The following is a 19635-nucleotide window of genomic DNA, read 5'->3' as shown; positions in this document are numbered from 1 at the left end:
AGCAGAGATTTTTACCAGTTTATATCTAACACGTTACCTCATATCATAACCAAACAAATTTGGGTCTACTTCCCCTAACTGCAACTCTGCTAAACCATACTCCGCCCATCGTCTCTCTACCATCGCCGCCACATCTGGGTCAGATTCCAAAGGCGAACCCCATTCATGGTCTGTTTCCGGTGGAATCTTTGTAGTCGCATCAATTCCCATCCGTCCACCTAAACCAATTTTTTCACTAGCAAAATCCAAGGTATCAAAAGGTGTATTTGGTAAAATAAACACATCTCGCACTGGGTCAACTTTAGAACTAATCGCCCAGACAACTTGACGCGGATCGCGAATATTTATGTCTTTATCCACAACAATTACAAATTTGGTGTACGTAAATTGTGGTAAAGCACTCCAAAATGCTAAAGCAGCCCGTCGCGCTTGTCCCGGATATGCTTTATCTATGGAAATAATCGCCGCTTTGTAACTCAAAGCTTCCATTGGGAGGAAGAAATCGACAATTTCTGATACTTGTTGGCGCAGTATAGGCGTATAGATACGATTTAGGGCGATCGCCATCATCGCTTCTTCTTTCGGTGGACGACCGCTAAATGTTGTTAAGTAAATCGGATTTTTCCGGTGCGTCATACAATCAAAGCGGATCAACGGCGAATCTTCCACGCCGCCGTAATAACCCATGTGGTCGCCAAAAGGCCCATCTGGTAAAACTTCCCCTGGTGTAATCGTCCCTTCTAAGACAAATTCGGAATCGGCGGGAACTTCCAAATCAACAGTTTTACACTTCGCCAACTGCACACCAGAACCGCCGTACAATCCAGCAAACAGCCATTCAGATAAATCTACAGGGATGGGTGTAGCTGCTGCCATAATAATTAGAGGATCTACACCAAGTGCGATCGCAACTTCTAATTTCTTCCCACGTTCCGCCGCTTTTCGCAAATGCCTCGCCCCACCCCGCACTGATAACCAGTGAACTGTCATCGTATTTTTAGATTGGAGTTGCAAGCGATACACACCTACATTTGGTGTACCCGTATCACAATCTTTAGTAATTACCAATCCCAGCGTAATAATCTTGCCAGCATCACCAACATAAGGACGTATCAAAGGCAACTTATTTAAATCTAAATCATCACCTTGCAGCACAACTTGCTGACAAGCAGGGAAAAAGTCCCGTCCTGGTTTTGCCTTCACCACATCAAACAGCACTTTCCCAAAATCTATCGCTTGGGAAATCTTCTTCGGCGGTTTTGGCTGTTGCAGCATACTTAGTTTTTTCCCCAGAGTTTCCAACTCCTCTGGATGCTGCATATTCATCGCCCAGCAAATTCTTTCCACAGTTCCCATTAAATTAACTGCCACAGGAAAGGAAGCGCCTTTGACGTTTTCAAACAACAACCCTGGCCCACCTTTTTGCAGCATCCGGTTAGAAATCTCAGCAATTTCTAATTCTGGGTCAACTAAAGCCGAAATCCGCCGTAATTGCCCCTTTTCTTCCAGAATTTTAATGAATCCCCGTAAGTCTCTCGCCATTGTTTTAATAAAGCTGATTATTTAAGAAATGTGAAGCGCTTTCTTATATTATGGGGCATAGGGCATAGGGCTTAAATAAAACTCTTCCCATTCTCCATTCCCCATTCCCAATTTAAAAAATTATTGGTTTTAACTGGAAATTAACCTATTTGATAGCTTTTCTTAACTGGGTTTTCCAAAGTATTTAGTTATTCTATCTAGGGATACGCAATTATTTTTGATGAAATAAGCGCTAACCTAATCAAACATGGCCAAGATATACTATACCTTCCTGGCAGGCGGCTTTGTTATATAGCCCCTGCTGGGTTTATTTGTTACAAGCTTTGATAGTGCCTTGCTTTTAGATTTTTCTGAATATTTAGTCAACTAAAGCCCAAGCGTATAGAATTCGCGTACCACTTGCTTCAAATGGTGAAACCGCAAGGGCGCAGTGCTTGGCTACACAGGCTTCAGAAAAAATTAATAGTTTGAAACCCACGCAGGCGGGTAAAGTTTAGTGTAGATGCAGTTTATAACCGCCTATTTCGCGTTAAGTTAACCAAAATGCATTCTAAATTCTGACTCCTGAATTCTGACTCCTGAATTCTGTTTTATAAAATAATTTATCCCACGTGGCGCTAGCCTTGTTGCGATCGCACCCTAAAATTAAAAACTGTTCATGCCTAAACCCAACATTTATTTTCCTTAAACAGTCGATAATGTAAATAAATGTAAAAAATTCTCAGGCAGGATAAAAGCATCTATGCGTGTAATTTTAATGACCGGGAAAGGCGGCGTGGGTAAAACTTCCGTAGCTGCTGCAACTGGACTCCGTTGTGCGGAACTAGGCTATCAAACATTAGTTTTAAGTACAGATCCGGCTCACTCCCTGGCGGATAGTTTTGATATGGAACTGGGACATGCACCCCAAAAAATTCGCCCAAATCTGTGGGGTGCAGAATTGGATGCATTGCAAGAACTAGAGGGAAACTGGGGTGCTGTAAAACGTTACATTACTCAAGTTTTACAGGCAAGGGGTTTAGACGGTGTACAGGCGGAAGAATTGGCGATTTTACCAGGCATGGATGAGATTTTTGGCTTGGTAAGGATGAAACGCCATTACGATGAAGGCGAGTTTGATGTTTTAATTATCGATTCAGCCCCCACCGGTACTGCACTGCGCTTACTGAGTCTACCTGAAGTCGGTGGCTGGTATATGCGCCGTTTTTACAAACCATTTCAAAACATCTCGGTGGCACTTCGCCCTCTGGTTGAACCTTTATTTAGACCAATTGCTGGTTTTTCGTTACCAGATAAAGAGGTGATGGATGCACCTTATGAATTTTACGAACAAATTGAGGCTTTGGAAAAAGTATTAACAGACAATACTCAAACCTCAGTCCGTCTCGTGACTAATCCCGAAAAGATGGTGATTAAAGAGTCACTGCGTGCCCATGCTTATCTGAGTTTGTATAATGTTGCAACAGATTTAGTTGTGGCTAATCGAATTATTCCCCCCCAAGTCGAAGATCCATTCTTCCAACGTTGGAAGGAAAGTCAGGAGCAATATCGCCAAGAAATTCATAGTAATTTCCACCCTTTACCTGTTAAAGAAGTTCCACTTTTTTCCGAAGAAATGTGTGGATTGGCTGCATTAGAACGCCTGAAGGAAACTCTTTATAAAGATGAAGATCCAACTCAGGTTTATTACAAAGAAACGACTATGAGAGTCGTGCAAGAGCAAAACCAATACAGCTTAGAAATTTATTTACCTGGTATTCCAAAAAGCCAAATTCAACTGAGTAAAAATGCAGACGAATTAAACATTACAATCGGCAACCATCGTCGTAACTTGGTTTTACCGCAAGCCTTAGCAGCGCTACAACCCGGAGGAGCAAAGATGGAAGATGATTATCTGAAAATCCGCTTCACTGACAACATCAGAGTTTAAATTTGTTGCTACGGCAATGCTTGATAAAACTCAAAAACAAAAAGCAAGAATTTTTTATTTTTACTAGTACAGACGCAATTTTTTAGCGTCTGTTTTTGTGTTGTCTTGATAAAGTTTTATAAAAGGAAAATAAATATTTTTGTTGACGGTTTACCCGTAGTTTTACTGAAGACAAATTGATTAAAAAAAAATCAGAATAGCTTTAGATTTAATTATGTCAGTTTGCAAATTATTAATTAATTTTGCTATAAGCAATGACCTCCAATCCCGAAAAAGATTTATCTTTGTATCGCCATGAAGAAACTTTGCTACGCCGGATTACAAACCATATCCGACGAAGCTTAGAGTTAGAAGAAATTATCACAGTAACAACGGCAGAAGTGCGATCGCTACTACAAACTGACCGAGTGATGATTTACAAGTTTCATGCCGATGGCAGTGGCCAGGTCATTGCTGAGTCAATTTACGACAATCGTTTACCGTCATTATTGGGGCTAAATTTCCCCGCAGACGATATTCCACTCAGCGCCCGTGAGTTATTTATTAAATCACGGGTGCGTTCTGTTGTAAATGTTGATACTCAAGAAATTGGTCAAATTCATTTGCGTGACTTGGATAACGGAGAAACGGTATCAGAGGAGATTCGTTACCGCTCTGTAGACTCCTGCCATATTGAATATTTGACAGCAATGGGGGTAAAGTCTTCTGTAATAGCGCCGATTCTCCATCAAGATGAACTTTGGGGGCTACTGGTGTCTCATAATTCCCAAGCGCGTTTGATTTCAGAATATGAGCTAGAAGCACTACAGATGGTGGTAGATCAACTCTCAGTTGCGATCGCTCAAAGTACCCTACTGACTCAAGTCCGCAAAACAGCCGAACGGGAAACTATTATAAATCGCGTTGCTAGCCTACTACATTCACTACCGACAATTGTATTACAACCAGCCTTAGAAGCGGCTGTTGCTGCCTTTAATGGTGTTGGTGGCAGGCTTTGTATTAGAAATGAAGCTTTTGATTTCCACAGTGGCAACGTCACCAGCTTAACAGAATGCTTAATACCAGGAAATACTTGTATTAAGCTTTATATCTGTGGACAGCAACCTGTAATGCCAGAACAAACTATATATCCACTAATAGAGCAGTATAGTATCTGGCAAGAACACTATAAATCTAGTAATTATGATGTTTGGGCGATTTCAGATATATACAATACTCCTGATTTGCGAAGTCTACAAATTGCTTTTCAACCAACTAAAATTCGCAGCATATTAATAATTCCACTCCTGTATCGTCAGCAGTTGCTCGGTTACTTAAGCATTTTTCGTAACGAAGTAGATACAGAGACTCTCTGGGCAGGACAGTATGACAGCGATCAAAGACAACTGTACCCCCGGCGATCCTTTGAGGTTTGGCGCGAATCTAAAAAAGCACAAGCTCAAAAATGGACAATTGAAGAAATTGAACTGGCTAGAAACCTCGGTAAACATTTTGCTTCAGCAGTTCAACAATATGAACTACAGCAACAAGTACAAGTCTTCAATGAAAACTTAGAAAAACAAGTTAAAAGACGCACAGTTGAGTTACAACGGACAGCTGAACAAGAACAAGCTGTATTTAAAGTTATTGCTGAGATTAGAGAATCTCTAGACACAGATATTATTTTTCAAACCACTACTAAAGAAGTTTGTCAATTAATCAAAACCGATCGCGTTTCGGTTTATCGTTTCGATTCTAATTGGGGCGGTGAATTTGTCGGAGATTTTGAAGCTGCTAGCCCATACTGGTCGAATGAGTCCGAACTAGGAATTAATACGGTTTGGAATGACACCTATTTACAAGATACACAGGGAGGACGTTATCGCAACAATGAAACATTTGCAGTCGATGACATCCACAAAATGGGATTTGCTAAGTGTCATATTGACAATCTAGAGCAGTTTCAGATTCACGCTTTTGTGCTTGCTCCAATTTTTGTTGGGCAAAAACTTTGGGGCTTGCTGGCAACTTATCAACACACCGGGCCTCGGCAGTGGAAAGCCTCAGAAGTTAACTTTATTAGTCAGATTGCGGCTCAAATGGGGGTAGCACTCCAGCAAGCAGATTTACTCGCTCAGACACGACAACAGACGTTAATTTTGCAACAAGCAGCAGAACAACAACGGGTATTATTTGAAGTTGTAGCAAAAGTTAGGGAATCTCTCAATCTTGATGCAATTTTTCAAACAACCACCCAAGAAATTTGTAAATCACTACAAGCTGATCGAGTTGCAGTCTTCCAATTCCAAGCTGATTGGAGTGGTGAATATATCGCCGAGTTTGTAGATGATGGTTGGGTAAAGCTAGTAACTCCCGGCACTAACACCGTTTGGTTAGATAGCTATTTGCAAGAAACCCAAGGTGGGCGATATCGTCGCAATGAAACCTTTGCAGTGGATGACATCTATCAAGCTGGCCACTCTCAATGTCACGTTGCAGTTCTAGAGCAAATTCAAGCAAGAGCCTATGCGATCGCACCTATATTTATTGGTCAGCAGCTTTGGGGCTTACTAGCAGCTTATCAGAACTCTGCACCCCGTCATTGGGAAGCCTCGGAAATTAAGTTTATTACTCAAATTGCTAATCAGCTTGGGGTTGCACTCCAACAAGCCCAATTACATAATCAAACCAAAGAGCAGGCCCAAAAGCTAGCTCAAGCTTTGCATGATTTAAAGCAAACTCAAACCCAACTGATCCAAACTGAGAAAATGTCCTCACTAGGTCAACTGGTAGCTGGTATTGCTCACGAAATTAATAATCCCGTAAACTTCATCTATGGCAACATCAATCATGTCAATGATTACGCCCAAGATTTACTCGGTATACTAGACCTCTATTTGCAAAACTGTTCTAATCCTAGCTCTGAGATTCGCGATCGCACCTTAGAAATAGACTTAGAATTTTTGATCGAGGATTTGCCCAAAACTCTATCTTCTATGAAAATTGGCATCGATCGCATCCGCCAAATAGTCTTGGGTTTACGGAATTTTTCCCGCCTTGACGAGGCTGAAATGAAGCCTGTTAATATTCATGAGGGGATTGATAGCACTCTACTAATTTTGCAGCATCGCTTGAAAGCAAAACCAGAAAGTCCCGCTATTAAATTAATCAAAGAATATAGTGATCTTCCCTTAGTAGAGTGCTATGCCGGGCCACTGAATCAGGTATTTATGAATGTTTTAAGCAATGCGATCGATGCTTTAGAAGATTACAGAGAATCTCAATCAAAACCTCGTAGCGGTCAAATTACCATCCGTACTACCCTTGGAAAACTTGAAGGTAATATTAAAAGCGTAGTTATTCACATTGCAGACAATGGCTTAGGAATACCGGAAGCTTTGAAGGCAAGAATTTGTGACCCATTTTTTACTACTAAACCAGTGGGAAAAGGCACTGGCTTAGGGTTATCAATTAGTTATCAAATTGTCGTGGATAAGCACGGTGGTGTATTTAAATGTGATTCTCAGCCAGGCTTAGGTACAGAATTTTGGATTGAAATTCCGATTAAACAAATTAGTCATTAGCCATTAGTCATATCATGTCCGGCAAATTACTTGTGATATGTCATTGCGAGTGCAACGAAGTGGAATGAAGCAATCGCAAGGCTTTTGGGATTGCTTCTCTTCGTTTGCAATGACAATTATTTAACCGGATGTCATATCATTGGTCATTAGTCATTGGTCATTGGTGAAGAGTTTTACATTTAAGTGAAGCATATTATCCGATCTCCGACTTTTTGAAGAAGTTGGGGATCTAAATCAGGGTTAAAAGACATTTTATTCTAGAGTAATTGGATTTTTAGTTGATAAATAACCTCTAACTTCTAAGTTGCACCGGCATAGCTAAATAGGTCATTTTCAAACCTCCCAATGGTGTAAAAATTACTGGAGTTAGGCTTTGATTTAAATGCATTTGAATTTCTGAAGATGGTAACTCTTTTAAACCTTCCATCAAATATTTAATGTTAAAGGCAATCTCGATATTTTCACCAGAAATTTGTGCCGGCATTGACTCTCTACCACTTCCTACATCTTGAGCTTCACAAGATAGGGTAATTTCTTGAGCTTCGCTATTAATACTGACCTTGACAATATTATTTTTTTGATCGGCTAACACAGCAATCCGTTCTAAAGTGCTGACGAATTGTCGCCGTTCGATTGTTACTTGTCGCTCAAATTGACGCGGAATTAATTGTCGATATGCAGGATATTGCCCTTCTAATGTGCGACTAGTCAAGCGTTGATTTTGCCATGCAAAGACAACTTGACCTTGATCGAAATATAAAGCTACAGGTTCATCTGATGAGGCGCTATGAGCTAGCATTCGTTGGAGTTCGCGTAATGCTCTCGCTGGTACTGTCACCTCTAGTTGACTAGTTCCACCTAGAGGACGCTCGTTACTAGTTTCTACGACTGCTAGGCGATGTCCGTCGGTAGCTGCAAATTCTAGGGTATCTTGTTTAACTGTTAAATGTACTCCCGTCAGCACTTGCTTAGTTTCATCACCACTCGTAGCAAACAATGAACCCCGTAATCCTTCAATTAATGCAGTGGTGGTAAGATGGATTACTTCTGTATTTTCAATTACAGGTAGTTCAGGAAATTCTTCTGGCCCCATTGCTCGGACTTGGTAATGTCCACTCTTGGGTGTGAGTGTGACGATTAAACCTTCTCCACCGGATGTTGCACCTGTGAGGGCTGATTCATCATCTAAAGTGATTTCGCCTTCTGGAAGACGAGAAGTGATATCTACAAGTAACTTAGCAGGAAGTGCGATCGCACCACTTTCCCATACCTCTGCGTTAAAACTGGTGCGGATTCCCAAGCTGAGATCGAAGGCTGTTAAGCTTACTTGGTTAGTTTCAGCATCCGCTTGTAACAGCACATTGGCAAGTACTGGATGAGTTGGTCGTGACGGTACTGCACGACTAACAAGTGAGAGGTTTGTACTGAGATCGCTTTGGGAGCAAACTAATTTCATAAGTCAGATTCAGCTGGTGAAAGATATCCTAGCACCCTTATTGTTAGTATGCGATCGCTATTTGTTTGATTAGCGTGTAGTCCGCCACAAGCGATCGCTCTTACGCTTCAAACTGTAACAATTTAAACAATTGCAACACATATTCTTTCATGTATAAGAAAGCCTTAAGTCTTTTTAAGATATATATAAGCATTTGCTGCAAAGACTTAATACTTTGCAACACATATTCTTTCATGTATAAGAAAGCCTTAAGTATTTCCAAGAAATGTATAAGTAGTTGCTGCAAAGACTTAATACCTTGCAACACATATTCTTCCATATATAAGAAACCCTTAAATCATTGCAGCATTTATTGTAATGAACTTATGAAATTATTTACTACTTGGAATATTAAAGCGATCTAAGTAAAACTAACTAAGCTTTGATAGATGGGATGCCTACTATGGTCTATATCTACGCAACTTATTTGTAGTATTTTCCCATGACATTAGATATATTTTTGTATAAAACAGTACTATCAACCTAGTAGCAGAGATGCATTATGGCACGTCGCAAAAGAAATTCCAGCGTTTTAGAACGAGCCGATCGCCGGATTGAAAGTTTACAATCTATCAGCGTAGAACTTGACTTTGGGCAAGGACTGACTATACAAGCTTATAATACGACAATTAACGATCTCCGGTCTAAGCTTGCTGCCTACAATACTGCGTTATCTACCATTGACAAGCTCGCTGATGACTTGAATAACGCAGAACAGATTGTAATAACCATGTCAGAAAAAATGTTACTAGGAGTTGCCAGCCGTTACGGTAAAATCAGCCAGGAATACGAGATGGCGGGTGGTGCTAGACGAAGTAATACTAAGAAGAAGCGAGGCGTAGTAGGCAATTCTAAAGTCACCAATTCTTTAGCAGCCGATTCTGTTCAGCCTTCTTCTGTAAATGGATCTTCTATGAATGGGGTGTCGGGTGCGAATGTGAGTTAGCTATAGCGGTTCCTATTTAGATAAGCTATAACATTCATTATCGAAACAGAATTCAGGAGTCAGGAGCCAGAATTCAGAATGAATTTTGTGCGATTGGCGGATGAATCAAGGGGTTTAAGACCCCCACTAAATCGTTCGCGCAGCGTCTCTGAAAGAGAATATTTAGTGGTCTTCAATCAGTGGCGGGTCTGAATCCCCCACTGATTGATTCTGACTTCTGAATTCTGACTTCTGAATTCTTCTTCAACCTACTCCTAAAGACGCAAAATGACAGAGGTATCGTTGGTGTCGCTCAAAGTATTCTGTTCATACTCTCACAACGATGAACCCCTGAAGGATGAACTAGCTAAACACCTGACCATGTTGGAACAGCAAGGTCTAATTTCAACTTGGCACGATCGCAAAATACCACCTGGAAGAGAATGGGATCAGCAGATAAATGAAAATTTGAAAACAGCCGATATCATTCTATTGCTCGTCAGTTCAGACTTTATCTTTTCTAAATACTGCTGGGATGTTGAAGTTACCAAAGCAATGGAACGCCATGAAGCTGGAGAGGCTTGCGTCATTCCAATTATTCTGCGAAATGTTTTTTGGCAATCGGCACCATTTGCTAAGTTACAAGCTCTGCCCAAAAATGCCCAACCTGTTAAGTCTTGGAATAATCAAGACGATGCCTTCACAAATGTAGTTGAGGGAATTAGATTTGCTGCTCAACAACTAATTAAGGAGCGTCAACAAAAATGGGAAATTAGGGAAGCCGCCATAGTTGAGTATCGACAGAAAACTGAAGAATTTGCGTCTGATGGCGAGATTTCTCTTGTGGGATTGGAAATATTGAAAGATTTACAGGAAAAGATAGGATTAACAGATTTAGAAGCCAGGGCAATCCGAGAAAAAGCATTAGAGCCTTACGGTATATATAAGAAAAATATAGATAAATACAGGCTATTTTTGAGAAATTTTGTAGATGAGCAAGGATATCCATTAAATGAAAAAGCTAAAAATGAATTCAAGAAATTACAACAGCACTATGGGCTTAAAGATGGAGATGCAGTTCGCTTAGAAAAGGAGCAAGAAATAGAGTATCAAAAATGGCAAGCAGAAAAATTTCCCCAACAACAGCAAGTAGAAAAGCTTCCGCAACAACAGCAAGCAAAGCTTTTTACAGAAAATTTGGGTAATGGTGTAGTTCTGGAAATGGTTGCAATTCCTGGTGGAAAATTCTTGATGGGTTCCCCAGAGAATGAACCAGAACGATCCTATTCTGAAAGTCCACAGCACACCGTCACCGTTCAACCTTTTTTCATGGGGAAATTTCCAGTCACACAAAGCCAATGGGCTATTGTAGCTGCGCTGAAAAAGGTAAATATTGATTTAAATCCTGAACCATCCAACTTTAAAGGCGCTAATCGACCTGTTGAACAAGTGTCTTGGGATCATGCAATTGAGTTTTGTGCCAGATTGTCTAACAAGACTGGGAAAACCTATCGCTTGCCTAGTGAGGCAGAATGGGAATATGCTTGTCGTGCGGGAACGACTACCCCATTTTATTTTGGTGAGACGATTACAACTGATTTAGCAAATTATAACGGAGACAACATTTATAATTCTGGGACGAAGGGTGAATTTCGTCAGCAGACAACAGATGTTGGACAATTTCCACCAAACCCCTTTGGTTTATTTGATATGCATGGCAATATATGGGAATGGTGTCAGGATGCTTGGCACGAAAATTATAACGGAGCGCCAACAGACGGCAGCTTTTGGGATCATGAGAATAATAATCGCAGCCTGCGTGGTGGTTCGTGGGGCGACAGCCCTGTGGGTTGCCGCTCGGCGTTTCGGGGCAATATCGTGCGTAACAGTAGGCTCGGTGGCTTGGGTTTTCGGGTTGTGGTTGCAACTCAACTAAAAATCAATTTGCCGTCCCACATGATTTAAGTTACAACATGGCTTTTCGAGTTGTGGTTAATAAATAGTTAGGCAAGTTTACCTTGTGGAAAACTTGTGGAAAAGTACTTGAGTTTTTCCACAAGGTAATTATACTTAATTAACTTTTCACTGTAGAATATCAAGTTTTCCCCAGTTTTTTGCACAATCTAAGTTAAATTTAATCAATTTTTAGACGTTACTTAATATTCTTGACTAATTCTTCACCCGTCAAAGCTCATAATTCAGACTGCTGGTTGTGGAAAACTTTAAATAAATCTTCAGGATGGTTTTTGAGAACGGCTAGTCATATTGATGCGATCGCTAAGTTGGCGGATGGTTTGTGCTAAAGTGCGATCGCTCTCTTGGAGTTGAGTAATTTTATCGCAACTATAGATTACCGTTGTATGGTCTTTACCACCAAACTCCTCGCCAATTCTCGGCAAACTCAAAGATGTGTGTTGACGCATCAGATACATCCCTAATTGACGCGCCCAGCTTATCTCTCTTCGCCGTGAGTTACTTTTGAGGTCATCTATTGAAACATCAAAATTATCCGCTATCACCTTTAAAATTGCTTCTGGGGTAGCTGCCATTTTTTCGTTAGGCGGTTCTAAAACTGGTGTAATATTTTCCACCGTCATCGGTAAACCCCAAATGGAAATATAAGCCACCGCCCGAATTAAAGCACCTTCTAATTCTCGAATATTAGAAGTATAGTTAGAAGCAATATATTCAATCACATCGCGGGGAAGACGAATATTTTCATCCTCGGCTTTTTTCTGCAAAATTGCCATCCTCGTTTCTAAATCCGGCTTTTGGATATCTGCAATTAACCCCATAGAAAAGCGAGAACACAGACGTTCTTGTAAACTCGGAATCTGGTTAGGAGGGCGATCGGAAGCAATTACAACTTGTTTACCAGCTTCGTGTAAAGTATTAAAAGTATAAAAAAATTCTTCTTGAGTGTATTCCTTCCCTTCCAGAAACTGAATATCATCAACTAATAGAACATCAGCAGCCCGGTAATGTTCTCGAAAACTTTGCATACTATCCTTACGAATCGCTGTAATTAAATCATTAGTAAACTGTTCAGTAGAAACATAAAATATTTTACAATCGGGTGAAATTTTCCAGCGATAATGACCAATAGCTTGCATCAGATGAGTTTTACCTAAACCTACGCCACCGCATAAAAATAAAGGATTAAACTCTTTACCTGGAGATTCTGCAACTGCTAAAGAAGCAGCATGAGCCATGCGATTATTAGCACCAACTACAAATCGGGAAAAGACATATTTAGAGTTTAATTCAGTAGTTTTATGATTGCTATGAGGTAAGGATTCTGGAATACTGCTAGGATTTTGTGATTCCCAAGAAACCTCTCGTTCACTAAAATGAGCAACTTCATCACCTTGAGCAACAGTAATGTAAATTCCTACAGGATGACCGAGAATATCTTGTACTACATGAGCAATGGTATTGATGTAGTACTTTTGTAACCAATTACGAGCAAATGGGTTAGGAGTGCGGATTACCAAGCAATTATTTTCTAATCGCTCCGCACTAGCAGTTTTGATCCAAGTTTCAAAGGTAGGCCGGGATAGCTCAAGCTGTAAGCGCTCTAGTACCTGACTCCACAGACTCTCTATGGGAATTTCCATTATCCACCACCTTTGCTGCTAATTGTCACAATAGAAGAGAAAGCATCAATTTAGCATCCAGACAAACTAAACCTAGAATAAGCTTTTAACTTGTAATCATTTTGGGACATACCCAGTAGGCAAGATTCTAACATCCACTGACTGATACGGAGAAGCAACGACACATGAAGACAACAAACCATGATTTAGCAGCCAACAATCTTGATACCAGGGGTTTGCCCAAGAGGTTGTGGATACTCTTGTATGGGTTAACAGTGGTGTTCTTGGGAAGCTGCTCTCTTCTACCTGCTAGGACTTTTGAGACTCGACAAAGTGAGACTCAAGCTCAACAGACAACAGAACCCAACCCAGTACTTGTCCCTCCGCCGATTTTCTCTTCGTCTGGAGATCCTAATTTTGTGGTAAAAGTAGTACAAAATGTGGGGCCTGCGGTAGTTCGCATTGATTCTTCCCGAACCATTACTTCTCGCGTACCAAATGAATTTAACGATCCATTTTTCCGGCGGTTTTTTGGAGACAGTGCGCCACGGGCTAGACAAAGGGTAGAACAGGGTAGCGGCTCTGGATTTATCATTAATTCTTCAGGGCAGATTTTGACCAATGCCCATGTGGTAGATGGTGCTGATAGAGTGACTGTCACACTTAAAGATGGCCGCGCTTTTGACGGGAAAGTGCTAGGTGAAGATGGGGTAACGGATGTGGCTGTAATTCAAATTAATGCTAATAATCTGCCTACCCTAGCTGTGGGTAATTCTGATTCCTTGCAACCGGGAGAGGCAGTAGTAGCTATTGGCAACCCTTTAGGCTTGAATAATACCGTCACTTCTGGGATTATTAGTGCTACAGGTCGTTCTGGTAGCGATATCGGTGCTAGTGACAAGCGGGTTGATTACATTCAAACGGATGCAGCGATTAACCCTGGTAATTCTGGTGGGCCATTGCTTAATACTCGCGGACAGGTAATTGCGATGAATACGGCTATTATCCGTGGCGCTCAAGGTTTGGGATTTGCTATCCCGATTAACACCGTACAAAGAATTTCCCAGGAATTAATTGCTACAGGCAAAGTGGATCATCCTTATTTAGGTGTGCAGATGGTGACACTGACACCAGAAATTAGAGAAAAAATAAAAAATAGAGCAGGCGATCGCTTAAATCTTACAGCAGATGACGGCGTTTTGCTCATTGAGATTGTGCCGCGATCGCCTGCATCAACGGCTGGGCTACGAGTCGGTGATGTGATTAAAAGCATTAATAACCAGCCTGTTACTAAAATTGATCAAGTACAAAGGCTAGTAGAAAATAGCAAAATCGGTACTCCCTTACCAATAGAAGTGGAACGCAATGGACAAATAGTTCAAGTAGAAGTCCGACCTGCTCCTTTGCCTGCGACACGTGAAGGATAATATTTGTCATTGGTCATTTGTCATTTGTCATTTGAAAAATAACTGACATACTTACTCTACTCTCCATTCCCAATTCCCAAAATGAGTTTTATCATGACTGAATTAGCGCCAATTATTCAATTAGGCAATCCAACATTGCGCCAAAAAGCTGCTTGGGTTGAGAATATTCAGGATGAGCAGATCCAAAAATTAATTGAAGATTTAATCGCCACTGTTGCCAACGCTAACGGCGTGGGAATTGCTGCGCCTCAAGTAGCACAATCTTATCGTTTATTCATTGTGGCTTCCCGCCCTAATGCTAGGTATCCCAATGCGCCGGAAATGGAACCTACTGCTATGATTAATCCCAAAATTATTGCTCATTCAACTGAAGTTATTAAAGATTGGGAAGGTTGTTTAAGTGTTCCCGGAATTAGAGGATTAGTTCCTAGATATAAATCTATTGAAGTTGAATACACCGACTGTCAAGGCAATTTACAAAAGCAAGAATTAACCGATTTTATCGCTCGGATTTTTCAACACGAGTACGATCATCTCGACGGTATCGTATTTGTAGATCGTCTAGAAAACACTCTCGATATGATTACTGAGCAAGAATATCAACAACGAGTAGTTAACAAATAAATGGGAGTGGGAAGTAGGAAAAATACGGTTTGGTTAAGGTTTTTTGATGAAAATTTTAGATCACAAAGACTCGATAAATCATCATAAAGACGCGATAAATCGCCGTCTCTACAAAAGAATGATTATTGTAGAGACGGCGATTCATCGCGTCTTTTGCCTTAACCGAACAGTATTAGAGTGGGAAGTAGTATATTAATCACGAATTACGTACAGCCCTTTGGGCATGAAAACCGCGTAGCGTGCCGGAGGCTCTATTACGAATTACGAATTATTTAAGCGTGTGTTTCGCAAACTTGCTCGTCTCGCCACAATTGATATAGCCGTGTCGCTGGCATAGTCATATACAAAACATCACCAGCACTGAGGTTTGTCTCTAATAAATCCCAGCCGTGAAGGGTTTGGTGATTCGTTTCTACGTACAAAGGTACACAGTCAGCAGACATGGCTACATCTTTGACCCACTGACCACAAAAGGCGTGTAAAGGTGTAATCACAGTTGCAAAAGCTACCCAAAGACTATCGGCTGTGATGCCGTTGCCAAGGATGCGTCCCCCTAGTGCAGCAGCAGCAAAAGCTGGGGCTGCTAGTTCAGCCGGACTCAGCACTGCCTCGAAGCCAAATAGCTGTTGCGCTATGCCGGCAAAATCGGGATCGGCATAATGAACAATCACTGGAATGCTTGGTGTCAAGCCTTTGGCTTTGAGGGCAATTTCTAGGTTGGTAGCATCATTACTAGTAACAGCAAGTACGGCGGCGGCAGAGTCTATATTGCTGGATTTAAGTATTGTACGGAAACTGGCATCGCCTTGAATGACGGGTATACCTAGTTCGCGGGCGGTGTTGATATATTTGTTGTTGGAGTCGGGTTCTACTACTACAACTTCATGTCCACTAGCGTGGAGTTGCTGGACAATTCTCACCCCAATACCACTCAAGCCACAAACAATATAGTGATATCGCTGGGGTATTCTGGCTGCATCCCAAAATTGTTTAAAGCGGCTTCCTAAGACAAAATCGGTGAGCATTGCATACCAAATACCAATGACCACTGCTCCAACCAACATCATTACAACAGTAAATAACTTGATACTGTTAGGAGCATTTTCTACTACTTTGTCATTACCACCCGCTCCTGTAATCATGCCTACAGAAAAGTATAGAGCATCGACAGGAGACAAGCTCAATTCAGCCGACATATAGGTGAGTGTAGCGATCGCAATAACTGCAAGTAACACAACAGCACCCACCAATACTGATTGCCCGTGTTGCTGAAACTGCTTAAAATTAGTCATAGCTTTCAGCAGTTTTTTAATCAACGATCTTCGGGGAGAACGGATGCGGGGTTGTGTACCAATAATTAAGCGATCGCCTACTTGAATCTCTTGTCTAGATATGACAGCTGATACCACATCCATCTCACCTTTTACTGGCAAGTAATAAATTAGCATCCGCGATCGGTCTTCCCATAATTCACTCAGCTTTAAACCTCTCCAGAAGTGGTTTTCATCGATGTATTCTTCGTGAATTGGCCAAGTTTGGTGAAATAATTTGATTTGTCCGATCGCTCGGTTTCCCAGTGCTGCAAAGGTGAATACGGGTGCTGCTAATCCCACAACACTCATACTCAAATGGTCTGGCAAACTTTGATCTAGGCGTTCTCCCAAATTTGTATTATAAAAACGGTTGATAATCCGAATCTGGGGATTCAGTACCCGCGCTTGCATCATAATAGACAAATTTAGAGCATCTTTAGATCCGGCGATGACTATAGTGTGTGCCTGTTGAATCCCTGCTGCTGTTAGGGTGGAAGCTGCTTGTAAGTCACCAACAATCACATCTCCTGCCGTTTCGCCAGGGATAGATTGATGATGAATGCCAACAACGAAGGCCCCCTGATGTCTCAGCAAACGAAAGGTTTTATATCCGGTACGTCCTAAGCCACAAACAATAATTCTGGGTTTCATGAAACGGCAGCATCTTTTACGGGTGGGGCTGCATTTCTAGTTATTCATTAATATTGTTGCTTACTTTGCTGGAATATAACTGTAGCTGACAACACGGTTGTTTTTAATTGCAAGCAAGAGACGCGATGAATCGCCGTCTCTACAAACGGCGATTTATCGCGTCTTTGTGATGATTTATGGTTTTTAACCCACGAAGGTGGGTTTTGTCTGTGTAGCCGCGACTTCTAGTCGCCAAGGCTTTTTTTACCTTTAAACTTCAATCGCCGCCTCTTTCTCCTCACCTTTTGGCTGGGAACTCAGCCGATCTAAAATATCTAAAACCTCTTGTTCAAAAGCAACTTGGGCGCGGTTAGTTTTGCCACCAACATATAAGCGATCGCCTTTTTGCAATGCCCAGATTTGCGAATGAGAAAAATAACTCATCACCACACCCAACATTAGCAATCCAAAACCTGAGTAAACAATTGGTATACCTGGATCGGCTTTAATTTGTAACCCAGTGCTGCCAATGATATCCAGAATTTTCAGATTCACCCCATTGACTTGGGTAGACATCCCAGCGCGGACAGTATCAACTAATTTCCCCTGGGGATCATAAATTAATACCATCCCTTGCAAGTCTTTCGCTAGCAAAGAGACACCCTCACTCAAATCCGGTTTCGTAGGAACCCAGGTTCCCCAAATGCGCCCTTTTCCGTTGGTGTTCAATAGCGCCATTGGTAATTGAAAAATCGGGCTGTTGTTGAATTGAACGCGAACACCTGCAATTCCCCAATCAGTTTGGTAGAAGGTTATGCCCCGATAGCGCAGAGGCTCGTTGACAAAAATCTTCTTGTGGTCAACTTCCTCTCCCTGCTGATTCAGGACAGACATATCGGAATAAAATTGATCGATGCCACCAGATGGAGTGTAATCAATCCAAAAACGATTGACGCGCACAGACCAATCTTTCGAGATTTGGGCTGCTAAAGGGCCAGCATCGACAATATTTGTCACTTGAAATGTATCGCCACTAGCAATCATTTCCTGAGCCATAAACCCAGTCATCGCCCCCCAAATTCCCCCTAGCAAAATAGCGACGATGCCAATATGAACGATAATTGGGCCGATGCGTCCGACTATTCCTTTGCGGGCGTAGAGGATATTTTCTTTTTCTTGATCTGGAAAAATTTTATAGCGGCGTTTCTGTAATATTTCGCTCAGAGAATTCAGGGAACCATTATCTAGTTCTGCACTTAAAGCTAATTTTTGAAATTGTCGTGGTTCTTCGTAATATTTCCAGCGTTGGGCAGCTTTTAAGGCTGGTAACTGCCGGGTAAATGAACAAGCAGTTAAGCTAGTACCGAATAAAATCAGTAATGCGAGAAACCACCAAGTACGATATACATGGTCTAATCCAACTACCTGAATTACCTTCCAAGTTAGGAAACCAAATAAAGCGGGATGTTCTGGGTAATTGCTCTGGTAAAATGCGGGTGACTGACCTTGCTCAATTACAGTACCGGTGGAGCTAAAGATGGCAATCAATAGCAGTAGTGCGATCGCTAATCGTAAGTCGGTCAGTACGGGTAAAAGCTCTTGCCGTAAGTACTGCCCAGGTATTGCCCACCATTTTAATTCTTTGGATGCGGAATCTTCTATAGTCATTAGGTGTAAAATCTAACAAAGGTATTGATATTAAAAACTGCCAAGGGGAATCCGAGAAATTAAGGAAAACACACCGAATCCTACCAACAGCGCCCCGCTAACTGGGTTAATCCAACCAGACCAGCGACGCAATTCTAGTAACTTTTTAATTGAAGCTGTAAAAGTACCCGCCAAAATCAAGGGTGCTACATAACCGGCTGTATAAGAAAGTAGCAAAACAGCGCCTAAAATTAAGTCTTGTGTATTGGCAATCCAACCCAACAAACTAGCTAAAACAGGTGTGCTACAAGGGGATGCGACTAAGCCGAAAGTCAGCCCCAGCAAATAGGAACGCAATCCTGGCGGTAAATCTTGAGAAATCCAATTCGTTTCGCCCAAGGATGGAAATTGTAAAGGTAGTGCTTCTAGTAAGTTCAGCCCCATCAGAATGGCAATAATGCTGACGATAATCGGCAAACCAATTCCCACTTGACCGTAGACTTTTCCCACAAAAGCTGCTGTAATGCCCATCCCTGCTAATGTAGTTGCTAATCCAAAAGCAAACCAAGTTGATTGGGCAGCTGCTTGTAAGCGGTTTTTGGCTTCATAACCGCCGATGTAACCAATAGTAATTGGCAGCATAGAAAGCATACAGGGTGTGAGACTGGTGAGCAAGCCAGCTGCAAAGATAATACCAACGCTGACCACGCTCAGGTGTGTCAGTTGGTTAGAAACGAGGCTGTTGGCAAATTGTTCTAATTGGTAAATTTGGGTTTGCAGATTATCGAGCATGAGGAGTTTCTGAGGTGGAAATGCTTACTCTGCTTGAATTTTAGCTTATTTTTGTCTGTAAAATCAGTAGAAGTGGCGATCCGAACTTGATATCATCTAAATTTCATCTGGCCAAAGAAATGTATCTAAAATACAATTAAGCCCGAATTAT

13 protein-coding genes are annotated in these 19635 nt (G+C 41.4%); 7 read left to right on the top strand and 6 right to left on the bottom strand.

What is annotated here, in order from left to right:
• Positions 1–33: 33 nt before the first annotated feature.
• Positions 34–1542 carry a UbiD family decarboxylase gene (locus tag VB732_RS13815; RefSeq protein WP_323231418.1) on the bottom strand — a complete coding sequence of 503 codons (1509 nt, stop codon included), beginning with the start codon at positions 1540–1542 and terminating at the stop codon, positions 34–36.
• 742 nt (positions 1543–2284) lie between these two features.
• Here VB732_RS13815 and VB732_RS13810 point away from each other — a divergent pair.
• Together VB732_RS13810 and VB732_RS13805 are read left to right on the top strand one after the other, a co-directional pair.
• Positions 2285–3472 (top strand): TRC40/GET3/ArsA family transport-energizing ATPase, encoded by a 1188-nt coding sequence (locus tag VB732_RS13810; RefSeq protein WP_323231417.1) that lies wholly within the window; start codon positions 2285–2287, stop codon positions 3470–3472.
• Between the two features lie 254 nt (positions 3473–3726).
• A complete protein-coding gene (locus VB732_RS13805) occupies positions 3727–7035 on the top strand; it encodes a GAF domain-containing protein (RefSeq protein ID WP_323231416.1) in 3309 nt (1102 codons plus the stop codon).
• Between the two features lie 292 nt (positions 7036–7327).
• On the opposite strand, the gene dnaN is transcribed toward VB732_RS13805, so the two are convergent.
• Positions 7328–8491, bottom strand: a complete 1164-nt coding sequence (gene dnaN, locus VB732_RS13800; protein WP_323231415.1) for a DNA polymerase III subunit beta — start codon at positions 8489–8491, stop codon at positions 7328–7330.
• A gap of 541 nt (positions 8492–9032) precedes the next feature.
• Here dnaN and VB732_RS13795 point away from each other — a divergent pair.
• Complete coding sequence (locus tag VB732_RS13795; protein WP_323231414.1) at positions 9033–9476, top strand: hypothetical protein; 444 nt, start codon at positions 9033–9035, stop codon at positions 9474–9476.
• Positions 9477–9743: 267 nt separating this feature from the next.
• Positions 9744–11420, top strand: coding sequence for an SUMF1/EgtB/PvdO family nonheme iron enzyme (locus tag VB732_RS13790; protein WP_323231413.1), 1677 nt, complete (start codon positions 9744–9746; stop codon positions 11418–11420).
• Between the two features lie 269 nt (positions 11421–11689).
• Here VB732_RS13790 and dnaA read toward each other — a convergent pair whose 3' ends face one another.
• On the bottom strand, positions 11690–13072 hold the full coding sequence (gene dnaA, locus VB732_RS13785; RefSeq protein WP_323231412.1) for a chromosomal replication initiator protein DnaA: 1383 nt from the start codon (positions 13070–13072) through the stop codon (positions 11690–11692).
• 164 nt (positions 13073–13236) lie between these two features.
• Between dnaA and VB732_RS13780 the strand changes: the two genes are divergently transcribed.
• From VB732_RS13780 to VB732_RS13770, 3 genes are all read left to right on the top strand, one after another.
• Complete coding sequence (locus VB732_RS13780; protein ID WP_323231411.1) at positions 13237–14478, top strand: HhoA/HhoB/HtrA family serine endopeptidase; 1242 nt, start codon at positions 13237–13239, stop codon at positions 14476–14478.
• A 93-nt stretch (positions 14479–14571) separates the two neighbouring features.
• Positions 14572–15102: a peptide deformylase gene (gene def / locus VB732_RS13775; protein ID WP_323231410.1), complete on the top strand. Its 531-nt coding sequence runs from the start codon at positions 14572–14574 to the stop codon at positions 15100–15102.
• A 46-nt stretch (positions 15103–15148) separates the two neighbouring features.
• Positions 15149–15298 carry a hypothetical protein gene (locus VB732_RS13770; protein ID WP_323231409.1) on the top strand — a complete coding sequence of 50 codons (150 nt, stop codon included), beginning with the start codon at positions 15149–15151 and terminating at the stop codon, positions 15296–15298.
• Between the two features lie 76 nt (positions 15299–15374).
• On the opposite strand, the gene VB732_RS13765 is transcribed toward VB732_RS13770, so the two are convergent.
• The 3 genes from VB732_RS13765 to VB732_RS13755 form a co-directional block, all read right to left on the bottom strand.
• Entirely contained in the window at positions 15375–17066 is a 1692-nt protein-coding gene (locus VB732_RS13765) for an NAD-binding protein (RefSeq protein ID WP_323231408.1), read from the bottom strand.
• 249 nt (positions 17067–17315) lie between these two features.
• The gene (locus VB732_RS13760) at positions 17316–18713 is read right to left on the bottom strand and encodes a cytochrome c biogenesis protein (RefSeq protein WP_323231407.1); all 1398 of its coding nucleotides are present in this window, start codon (positions 18711–18713) and stop codon (positions 17316–17318) included.
• A gap of 30 nt (positions 18714–18743) precedes the next feature.
• On the bottom strand, positions 18744–19484 hold the full coding sequence (locus VB732_RS13755) for a cytochrome c biogenesis protein CcdA (RefSeq protein WP_323231406.1): 741 nt from the start codon (positions 19482–19484) through the stop codon (positions 18744–18746).
• Positions 19485–19635 lie beyond the last annotated feature (151 nt).

Origin of the sequence: Nostoc sp. UHCC 0252 (genome assembly GCF_034931145.1) — a bacterium.
Classification (GTDB): Bacteria; Cyanobacteriota; Cyanobacteriia; order Cyanobacteriales; family Nostocaceae; genus Nostoc.
The sequence above is the reverse complement of the archived record's forward strand: the minus strand, read 5'-3'. Positions and strand labels throughout refer to the sequence as shown.